This window comes from Exiguobacterium sp. BMC-KP, assembly GCF_001275385.1.
GTDB lineage: Bacteria > Bacillota > Bacilli > Exiguobacteriales > Exiguobacteriaceae > Exiguobacterium_A.
Genome location: NZ_LGIW01000015.1, coordinates 714,573 through 724,144, shown reverse-complemented (window position 1 = coordinate 724,144; position 9,572 = coordinate 714,573). Strand labels below are relative to the sequence as shown.

Annotated in this window: 15 protein-coding genes; 5 read left to right on the top strand and 10 right to left on the bottom strand. The window is 44.1% G+C overall.

The genetic code is table 11. The features are described 5' to 3' along the window. Window positions 1–162: 162 nt before the first annotated feature. A complete protein-coding gene (locus ADM98_RS17680; RefSeq protein ID WP_053453256.1) occupies window positions 163–1,068 on the bottom strand; it encodes a methyl-accepting chemotaxis protein in 906 nt (301 codons plus the stop codon). Window positions 1,069–1,287: 219 nt separating this feature from the next. Between ADM98_RS17680 and ADM98_RS09360 the strand changes: the two genes are divergently transcribed. After that, a complete protein-coding gene (locus ADM98_RS09360; protein WP_053453255.1) occupies window positions 1,288–1,863 on the top strand; it encodes a hypothetical protein in 576 nt (191 codons plus the stop codon). A 25-nt stretch (window positions 1,864–1,888) separates the two neighbouring features. Here ADM98_RS09360 and ADM98_RS09355 read toward each other — a convergent pair whose 3' ends face one another. Beyond that, window positions 1,889–2,083 carry a hypothetical protein gene (locus tag ADM98_RS09355; protein ID WP_053453254.1) on the bottom strand — a complete coding sequence of 65 codons (195 nt, stop codon included), beginning with the start codon at window positions 2,081–2,083 and terminating at the stop codon, window positions 1,889–1,891. Beyond that, complete coding sequence (locus ADM98_RS09350; RefSeq protein WP_053453253.1) at window positions 2,080–2,373, bottom strand: hypothetical protein; 294 nt, start codon at window positions 2,371–2,373, stop codon at window positions 2,080–2,082. Before ADM98_RS09350 ends, ADM98_RS09355 begins: the two co-directional genes overlap by 4 nt. A gap of 73 nt (window positions 2,374–2,446) precedes the next feature. Between ADM98_RS09350 and ADM98_RS17350 the strand changes: the two genes are divergently transcribed. Next, window positions 2,447–2,623: a hypothetical protein gene (locus ADM98_RS17350; protein ID WP_160315930.1), complete on the top strand. Its 177-nt coding sequence runs from the start codon at window positions 2,447–2,449 to the stop codon at window positions 2,621–2,623. A 214-nt stretch (window positions 2,624–2,837) separates the two neighbouring features. On the opposite strand, the gene ADM98_RS09345 is transcribed toward ADM98_RS17350, so the two are convergent. From ADM98_RS09345 to ADM98_RS09335, 4 genes are all read right to left on the bottom strand, one after another. Then, window positions 2,838–3,050 carry a hypothetical protein gene (locus ADM98_RS09345; RefSeq protein ID WP_235504865.1) on the bottom strand — a complete coding sequence of 71 codons (213 nt, stop codon included), beginning with the start codon at window positions 3,048–3,050 and terminating at the stop codon, window positions 2,838–2,840. Window positions 3,051–3,133: 83 nt separating this feature from the next. Next, the gene (locus ADM98_RS17345) at window positions 3,134–3,289 is read right to left on the bottom strand and encodes a hypothetical protein (protein ID WP_160315929.1); all 156 of its coding nucleotides are present in this window, start codon (window positions 3,287–3,289) and stop codon (window positions 3,134–3,136) included. A 46-nt stretch (window positions 3,290–3,335) separates the two neighbouring features. Continuing rightward, window positions 3,336–3,677, bottom strand: coding sequence for a DUF3139 domain-containing protein (locus ADM98_RS09340; protein WP_053453251.1), 342 nt, complete (start codon window positions 3,675–3,677; stop codon window positions 3,336–3,338). 506 nt (window positions 3,678–4,183) lie between these two features. Then, window positions 4,184–4,933, bottom strand: a complete 750-nt coding sequence (locus ADM98_RS09335) for an SDR family NAD(P)-dependent oxidoreductase (protein ID WP_053453250.1) — start codon at window positions 4,931–4,933, stop codon at window positions 4,184–4,186. 82 nt (window positions 4,934–5,015) lie between these two features. On the opposite strand from ADM98_RS09335, the gene ADM98_RS09330 reads away from it, so the two are divergent. Further along, complete coding sequence (locus tag ADM98_RS09330; RefSeq protein WP_053453249.1) at window positions 5,016–5,423, top strand: MerR family transcriptional regulator; 408 nt, start codon at window positions 5,016–5,018, stop codon at window positions 5,421–5,423. Here the strand turns inward: ADM98_RS09330 and ADM98_RS09325 are convergent. Continuing rightward, window positions 5,393–6,466, bottom strand: a complete 1,074-nt coding sequence (locus ADM98_RS09325; protein ID WP_053453248.1) for a threonine aldolase family protein — start codon at window positions 6,464–6,466, stop codon at window positions 5,393–5,395. The genes ADM98_RS09330 and ADM98_RS09325 overlap by 31 nt on opposite strands. Before the next feature lie 124 nt (window positions 6,467–6,590). Between ADM98_RS09325 and ADM98_RS09320 the strand changes: the two genes are divergently transcribed. Together ADM98_RS09320 and ADM98_RS09315 are read left to right on the top strand one after the other, a co-directional pair. Next, window positions 6,591–7,271, top strand: a complete 681-nt coding sequence (locus ADM98_RS09320; RefSeq protein WP_053453247.1) for a hypothetical protein — start codon at window positions 6,591–6,593, stop codon at window positions 7,269–7,271. A gap of 210 nt (window positions 7,272–7,481) precedes the next feature. Beyond that, entirely contained in the window at window positions 7,482–7,775 is a 294-nt protein-coding gene (locus ADM98_RS09315) for a hypothetical protein (RefSeq protein ID WP_053453246.1), read from the top strand. A 43-nt stretch (window positions 7,776–7,818) separates the two neighbouring features. Here the strand turns inward: ADM98_RS09315 and ADM98_RS09310 are convergent, their stop codons facing one another. Then, window positions 7,819–8,313 carry an Imm64 family immunity protein gene (locus tag ADM98_RS09310; protein ID WP_053453245.1) on the bottom strand — a complete coding sequence of 165 codons (495 nt, stop codon included), beginning with the start codon at window positions 8,311–8,313 and terminating at the stop codon, window positions 7,819–7,821. Between the two features lie 66 nt (window positions 8,314–8,379). After that, the gene (locus ADM98_RS09305) at window positions 8,380–9,516 is read right to left on the bottom strand and encodes a GGDEF domain-containing protein (protein WP_053453244.1); all 1,137 of its coding nucleotides are present in this window, start codon (window positions 9,514–9,516) and stop codon (window positions 8,380–8,382) included. Window positions 9,517–9,572 lie beyond the last annotated feature (56 nt).

The following is a 9,572-nucleotide window of genomic DNA, read 5'->3' as shown; positions in this document are numbered from 1 at the left end:
CCTTTTGCTTTACATTCAAACGTCTATTTGAATTATAACGTGCCTCCGTTCTGCGGTCAACGGGCTCACGTGTTATTTCCCACGCCTGTACTCTTCCAAAACGACTAATTTGACTAAACAAAAAAGCGATGACTTCTCGCCATCGCTCTCTTTGTATTCTTCTCAAATAAACGACCGAAAATCTTCCGTTTGTTGCTCGAGTTGATGTGCGACCTCTTCGATCGCGGTAAAACGTTGCATCGTTTCCTTTACTGTCGCAAGGCTTGACGCGACTTCGAGATGGGACGCTTCAATCTTTTTCATCATCGCCATGATTTGACGGTTCATCGTTTCCGTATTCGTCCGTACTTCGACGACTGCACTTCCGACTAAATCCGATAAATTTTTGACTTCACTCGCAACAACGGTAAAGCCTTTACCATGTTCTCCAGCACGTGCCGCTTCGATTGCCGCGTTCAGCGACAACAGGTTCGTCCGGGCAGCAATCTCCTTGATCGTATCAGCAATCTTTGTGATCTCGATTGCTTGGTCATACAGCGTTTCGAACGTCTGTTGGTTTTCTGCCGTTTCACTCGCGATCGTAGTCATCGTCTCTTGAAGCCGGTTGCCCTCTTTCGATCCATGAACCGATTGCAAATTCAATCCCTCAGCAAGCGTCTGGAAGCTTTTCGCATATCCTTGTACCCGGTCAATCCGGTCCGTGATGTTACTGGCAATCTTGACGACGCCGACGACTTCTTCTCCCTCAAAGATCGGCATGTAGGTTGCTTCAAGCCATAAGATGTCGCCCCGGGCATCGACTCGTTTGATTTTATCCGCTGTACTGAAGCCCGAGAACAGGCGTGTCCAAAAGTCTTGATACTCACGGCTGTTCGCGAATTCTGGTGTACAAAACGTATGGTGCTGTAAGCCAATCATCTCGTCGCGTTTATACTTCATCGTTTTCGCAAACAAGTCATTGACGTCGACGACACGTCGTTGGCGATCAAAACAGATCATCGCGACGTTTGATTCAAGGCTCGATAAGATCGCTGGTGAGCGTAACGGTCTCGGTAAGGTTTCATTCATGGTGTCATTAACTCCTTCTATGTATCATTCATGTTCTACAACAGTTTTCTTGTGAGATTATTCTGTATCTATTTATCGTCAGCAATTGACCTTGTTTATAGTTTTATTCAAAAAAAGAACAATTCTTTATTACTGAGATACGGTCAGACTCACTTACTTTTAAGAACTATTGCTATTACACTAGAGATATGACATTTAATTCGAACGGAGGAAAACAGTATGGAGTATGAAAAAGCATCTCATAAATTTCAACACCGGAAGCAACAGTTGACGTTTAAAAAAGAAACGGTCATCGAACGCGTATCCCGGCGATATAATGCAATCGAAATCCCGAAAGACGACATCTCGGATTTAGTGAATGACGATCAACTTGAATACGATGCCATCTTTTGCTGCCTAAAGATTGATGATGCTGCCATGTTGGATTCGCTTTTTACGCCTAGTGAATTAGACGATTTCGAGTGGGAGATTCAAGATAATAAAAGGAGAAATCGACGATACCGATATGTTAATCAAAAAGAAGCAGATTACAATCAATTGATTCTCGATGAGATGGAAGGACGCCGGGTTGATATCGTTTTAGAGAGTCTTGACGGTACATATATCACTGGATTCTTGGTTAGGAATCAATCTGAAGTGATTGGCTCTTACTTATATGCTCTCGTCGGTGGTGCACATTTTGCCGATCCTGTCGTAAAAGACCTCGTTATTCGAGCCAGAGAGCTGACAGAAGAAGAAGTCGAAGAAACATATCGTGATTACCTCGAGGATTTAGTTCGGTGGGGTCATATTTAAAAAGAACGATGGACTTCTGATGAAATCAATCGTTCTTCGTTTGCGCTTCGATTTTCTCGATCCGAGCAGCCTCAAAGTTGCGATAAATCGTGAATCCTACTAAACCAATCAACAAGATGATGCCATACCCGAGTTCCCAATCGAATCCCAAATACAAGATTGACGACGTAATGACGACGATAAGAACTAACCGAATGCTTGATAGATGATACTTACTCATGGTTTCCCTCCTTTTCTTCCGCCACCGAAGTAGATGTATGTCACGAATAAAATCAACGTCCACGTAAAGACCGCGAATATGATTTTAAACAGACCGTCAGGCAGTATTTTTGAGATGTATAACATGGTCATTAAGATCGAGAACGTCAAATGATTATTTCTCATTTGCATAGAGAGCTTTTCCCAGTGGATTAGGACAAGTAATTCCGCGACGGGTGCGAGTAGTGCCGTTAGGAAGAAGAACGGAACGTTCCTCATATAGTACGGTATCTCGTCTTTGTTTTTTCCCATCATCTATCTCTCCTCAACTTCAATATAGATTACCTAGCTTCTCTATTCATTTCATCGGAACGGATGTGATTGCATGAAAAAAGAAGTACGCCCGCTGATCTATACTCTTATCGTTCTCGTCATCTTGATAGCTGCCTATCCGACTTACCTCTTCGTTTCTAAAACGATGACTGAAATCAAGATTGAACGAATGTTAGTTAAATCAGGATACGACCAAGATATTTCAAAAAAGAAACGGTCTTTGAGTTGAAAGCTGGAAGATACGTGTTGGAAATCAATACACGAATGAACCGAACTATACATATAACTATGAAATCATTGAAGATCATATGCTGACGACTGTATACGACCAGCATCATGTTCAAGTGACTGGTTCAGTTCAACATGAATTAAAGTAGACACCGTTCTTCAAATAACAATCGAGCCCATTCAGCGATCTTTCGAATGAACTCGTTTTTGATCACTTAACATTCTTCTTTTATGCTCAATGATTCTGCCGAGCGGATCGTAATCTGTTTTGCAGCATCATCGATGGAGATCACACAATCCCATGTCGGCTTTAATTGCAAGATGTTCTTTTGATCCAACCACAAGACTGCAGTTAATTCGATGAAGTCCCCCATCACTACCATTTTTCTCGCCTTCTCATCAATGACGGCATATAATTCATCATCCAAGCTGATTTTCCAACCCAAAAATTCATTAACGTTCACTTATCATTTCCTCCAAACAATCGTCTGACGTCCCAATCAAGCTCTCGTTAAAACGAAATCTTCCATTTTTTCCGCACGATTAGTACGACGATCAGCGAAATCAAAAGCGATACTTTAAGCGTCGTATCATCGATTAGATGTAACCCGTAATGAAGTGAAAAGAGTCCCATTAGTAGCGCAACGACGATTCCTAAGAAAATCATGTTTTTCATTTTATCCCCTCACTTCCATTCCTGATCTGGATGGCTCTCAATCCTCTGAAATATACCGTCCCTCTTGTTTGTTCGTGATTTGTACGCCGTCTTTATATCCCGTGACCTTTATATGACTCGATCCCGCTTGATAGATCGTATATTCATTCTTTGGTTCATCTTGGAACACGACTCGTGCAAAGAATTCACCCGTGCTCGTATCATATCGAATGTCTTTGTTTTTCACGTGTGTCATATACTTCTGTTGTTTCAGATAATGATCGATTGCCTGAGTGACTTCTTGTTTTTCATCATAGTAAAACGACTTATAGGCTGAAGCACCGATGATGCCCACTCCTACAATCATCAATATTGAAATCCATCCATAGATTCGTTTCATTTCATCACTCCTTTAATTCGTTTTTCGACATTCCCCTTTTTTTTAAATTATCGATATGATTAAACTAATACAAGAATACAAAAAAAGGAAGTCATTTATGATAAAAAAATCCATAACATACTTTTTAATCTCATTTATGATGATTGTTATCATCTTGAATCTATTGAATGGTCGAGTGATCGATAATGAAAGGTTAACGTTAGCCTTGAACATCGCTATCGTACTGATGGCAATATTCTTTATTAGCTTGAGGTTCTCCAAACGAAAATAACATGTTTACAACGTCTGTAAAGGTGGTTAAATCATGGGACAATTCATGATTGTCGGCGCTCTGATGAATCTTCTAATCATTGGCGCATTCGTCTATGTTGTATGGAAGTTAGCAAAGAATGTCTTTAAAAATAAGTGATGGATATTTTTTTTTGAATCATTCGTTCACTTCATATGGATTATGCTTACATCAAAAGGTCCCTTTCTCATTTTCGAGAAAGGGACCTTGCTCCATTTTATCCTGCGTAGTTGAACAAAGGACCACGCAATTCGAACTCATACGTCTCACCGTCGACGATCCCGACGATTGCGTCACTTTCAATCAACTGATGCAGGAAGCCTGCCATCTCAGCCGCTGTATGGTACTTCTTGATATTCTTGCTGTAGTCGAATCCTGCTTCCCCGCGTGAACGATCAGCGAACTCTGTTTCGGTCGCAGCTGGTGCAAGCACTTTCGCCCGGAGTTTCGCGCCGCCTTTTTGCAGTTCCTGCGCCAGACCTTCTGTGTAGGCACTAACGTAGAACTTCGTCGCACAATACGTGACCGCGTTCGGCACGATCCGGTAGCCGCCTGCCGACGAGATGTTGACGAGTGTTGTTCCTTCAACGTCATGATGGTCGCGGACGAACAGACTCGATAGAATCGTCAGCGCCTCGATATTCAAGCGGAGCATCTTTTCGATTTTCCCGAGATCGATTTCTTGGACGAGATCAAAATCACCGAATCCGGCATTGTTGACCCATGTCTCGATTTCGAGTTCTTTTAAACCTTCATACAGATCATGGACGTTTTGGTTATCAGAGAGATCGACCGACTTGAGGATGACATCACTGTCTGGTGAGATCTGTTTGACTTCATCCCGAAGTTTTTCGAGCTCGGACGTCCGGCGTGCGACGAGAACGAGTGATTTTCCTTTTCCTGCAAGTAGTTTTGCCGTCTCATATCCAATTCCTGAACTTGCTCCTGTAATAACTGTGTACTTCATGTAGCATATCCCCTTTTCGATTTGGTATAGTGAGAGTCTAATCCTTAGAGTGAACTCTAAGTCAAGCGGAAAGGTGAGATTCATGTATACGATTTCTGAAATCAGTCAACTGACCGAAACGAGTGCTCATACAATCCGCTATTACGAAAAAGAAGGATTGCTGTTCCCAAAACGTCAGAACGGTCAACGACGTTACAACGACCAAGACGTGACGTGGCTTCGGTTCGTCCTCCGCTTGCGCGCAACGCACATGCCAATCGAGCAAATCCGTTCGTATGTGTCACTATTCCTTGCTCAGGGGGAGCAAGATACAACGCGGGAACGCCTCGCGCTGCTTGAAGCACACCATGCGAACGTCTTAGCACAACTCGCAGCATTACAAGAAACGGAGCGAATGATCGCAGAAAAAGTCGACACCTATCGTCGCCTCCATCCTACGATTCCCGCTCCGGACGTCATTCAATCCTCTGAGAACGCCTCCGTCAATTGACGATAGACCGTTTCGCGTTCGGCAGGCGTTAACGCAAGAAAACTATCACCGGTATTGATTTCTGTTGCGCAGCCGGTATGTTTGTCAACTAGATAACCAGCGATGCCGACTTTTCCGTGCGACTGGATGGCAGTCAATTTTTCCTCAACGACAGCTTTTTCTGCCTCGAAGTAGAGGTGAAACATGTTCGAAACAGGCTCTACTGGACGCGTCGAAATGCCTGGAATCGCATTCAATCTGCTCGCTAGCGCTTTTGCGGCTGCATGGTACTCCGCCATGCGGTCTTTTCGTTGTTCATAATAATGATCGGCAGACAGAATATACGGATAGAGACTGATCAAATCACCGCCATAGCGCCGTTTCCAGATTCGCGCATCTTGGCAAAACGTTTCTGATCCAGCTAAGATTGCTCCTGCGACGCCACCGAGTCCCTTATAAAACGAGATATAGACACTGTCAAACAGCTGCGCGATGTCCTTTGCTTCTGCCTCATAATATGGTAAGACCTCAAGTAAACGGGCACCGTCCAAGTGAAGTCGGATATTCTGTTTGCGGGCATACGCGCAGATGATTTCAAGTTCCTCTCGCGACGGAAGCAGTCCACCGAGTTCGCGTTGCGGCAGTTCCAACAACAAACAGCTGACGTCCGGCAAAGCTTTGATGTCGTCCATCGTCATTAAACGGTCGGCTTCTCCGACTAGTACTGGTTCGATCCCGTGCAGTTTCTTTAAGCCGTCCTGTTCATGAATTTCGAGATGACAAAGCGGATGGTAGGCGACCTTGCGATTATCTCGTTCGTCCGACCAGATGCGTAACGCAATCTGCTGCGCCATCGTACCGCTCGGAAAAAAGACCGCATCTTCGTGTCCGAGTAAGTCTACCATCTTGCGCTCAAACGTCTTGATTAATTCGCCGTTGCCATAGATATCGCTTGGTTGATCGGCAGCAACACCCTGCAACGCTTCTTGCAATACTCCTACCGTCCGGTTTCCATGTCCATCTAAACGTTTGGTCGTTCCTTGGTAACTCGTGCGTAAATCCATCTCTTTCATTCCTTTCTAAATCAATGACTATTTTTTGAAAAAATCAAAATATTCTCTCTGTGCTTTTGCTATACTGTGTAGCGAAAGTCTGTTGAACGTACTCGCCAAAGGAGGTGTCTCAATCGTGCAAACGCTTCGCACTCGCCTATTGCTTCTTATTCTACTCGTCTTTCTCTTACTACTTACTGTTCAACAATTCATCCCGTCACTTTATACATCATTGCTTGGACAAATCGATCCAGCAACAAATACATACTGCATGGACCGCTGCGGTCCGAAAGAATCGCTGTTTGATACAGTTGAGGAAGGAACGTCTTATGGTGAGAATACGGCTACTGCCACGGTTAGCGAATTTGATCCTCCAGCTGCATGGTTTCGGACTGGTTTTGACTCTTCCGTGACGACACCTCCTTATCTTCTCATCTTATGTCTCGTTCTCCTGTTTTGTAGCTGGTTTTTATGGCACTATCTTCAGTGGCTACGTCGACCTCGTATCGATCCATCGGAGTACGTGTTGTCACAGCGTTTCCCGATTCTCATTTATGAGACAAAAGACTTACCTGCTGACTCGATTCGAAGAAAACTCGCTCAGTTTAATGCACAACTGCCACTTTCGTTACAGCGCCGGACGCACGAGACTGTAACGGAATGGTTTGATCGAATCGCGTTCCCGTCGCCTGTCGATCCACTTTATTTTGAAGTCCGGTATGGGAAAGTGCCGGTTATCTCGACACATCAAATGACCTTCTTCGTCCAATCGATGGAGCACTATTTAAAGAGATGCCAAGTCCAGTCATCAATTTAATAAATTTTCTATTTTACCGCCCCGCTCTTTGAAGCTCGGCGGTTTTTTGATTGCAAACGGATAAAATTGCATCTTGAAAAATTTTTTTAGGCGTTTTTTAATATTGGATTGATTACATTTCAATTTCAAACGATTAGTTGGCAGAAAAATGGGTAATATAGACTATAGTAGAGAAAGCGTCGTTTAACCAGGAGAGTGAGGTGAGAGAAGATGATCAGTGCACAAGAAGCCTATTTCATTAAGAAAGAATTGAATGAAAAATTCGAGGATCCACGGATTTCCTGTGATTTTTCAATCTTTTCGCTTGAACCGTTCCAACTTCTCTTGCACGTACAAGAAGATGTCGATGAACTGAGTACTGAGATTCGCTATGGTTTGAGCCGCAAAATTCGATCCCAGCTTACACAACTCGATGCACGTGTCGGTGGTGAACCTGTCAAGACGGTTTATGTCATATCGGCACCTCTCATTTCCGATCGATCGTATTGTGTCATCTTACAATGAAAAAGTCCCCCGCGTCCGAAGTTAACGCGGGGGACTTTTATGTTTATCGGTTTGTAAAACCATCGATTTTCCAAGGATTCTTCGAAAAAGCCTGTTGTTTTGTCCAGTAGACGATCGCATATTCTCGGTTGATCCGTTTTCGTTCCGTTATCGCATGCTCGATTTCCGCATCAAAATCACAAAAGGCATACAGAGCGGTCGAACTGTCAGCAATCCTTTGCATATCCTTCATGAAAATTGCCTCTTGCTGGTCGATCGTCAACGGGATTAAGTTTTCTTCTCGAAAACCGAATTGAAAACCAAAACAATCCGGTTCTTTTTCGATCGTCATTCGAACAGGTACTGTCAGCAATCCGTGATACGCGGTTAAGACGAGAGAGGCATTCCCGTAATAATTATCCAGCAAGGGAGACCAGTCTTTCACAAGACCTTTTTTCTCGATCCACTGCGATCCGTCTGGATCTGTCGCATAACCAAATCTAAGGTAGTGTATGTCTGGATGAAAAGTACCCAAGACCGCTCGAATAGCGTTTTCCATATCGTGCTTTTTTTCAAAAACAAATCCTAGGTGTATCACCCTTCTTCATTCCCGTCTGATTATTCGTTACCCTGCCATGTCACCGATTTGGTTCCGCCCATTCTCTTTTGCCCGATACAACGCTTGGTCGGCTTGATCGATGATCTCTTTTTCCGTCGTCTCTGCTCCGGGTACAAGCGATGTCAACCCAAGACTGACGCTGACCCGACAAAGGGGTTCATATCGTTCATGTACAATGTTCAAGTCGAGAATGTCTTGCCGGATTCGCTCTGCAATATGACGAGTTTCTTCTAATCCACGCGATATCAAGACCGTGAATTCCTCCCCACCGTACCGTGCAACTTGTCCGTGACGGGCTTGCCGCTTCAGAACACGAGCGACTTCCTTCAAACATTCATCCCCTTTTAAATGACCATACGTATCATTATAGGATTTGAAGGCATCGACATCAATCAAAATCAAAGAGAGTGGTGTCTGCTGATGTTTAGCTTCTTCTAAGAGTTGTTCCAACCGTTCATCGAACGCTCGCCGATTTGGTATACCAGTCAAAGCGTCATGCAAAGAACGATGTATCAAGGCTTGTTTACTGCGTTCCATCCGAAATGTCTGGATGAATGCGATTAAGACGAGAATAGCGATGCTCGCAACGACGACGATGACCCATTTCGCAGCACTCGATGCTTGCTCGGAACGATTCGTTGCTTCAGCAATGATCCGGTTGACGTCGGTCCGTAAGCGGGCATCGATCGGACGAAACGTCTCGATGTACTGCATTCCTTGATAACGCTTGGCCTCCGCAACTGTACGATCGCCACTCATGACGAGTGCCAATTGTGCATCATAAAATTGCTTTGCTGTCTCGATCCGGGGAATCGCTTCCGTTCGAACGAGTTTTCGCATGATCGGATGGTTCTCATCGAGTTGATTCAGCCGCAAGACCGTTTGATCGAGTCGATCAATCGTCCGATCATACTGCGCTAGATCTGCCTCGTTTGGTGAGAGGATGTAACTGCGGACGACCAGTTCAAGGTTCAGTAACGCCGGAAACAACTCTGCCGCTTCCGTCGAGATGGGAATCGCTTCGTTTAAGATACGTGCATTCTCTCGTTCAATTTTCAAGAAAGCTTGATAGCTCCAGACACATGTAAGTAAAAGCGCACAGAGTGCTAAAAACAAATACCGCTGCAACGTTGACCATTTCACAAAAAGACCGACCTTTCTTTCTCTATCTACTTGACTAAAGTCTATTTCGTATATCG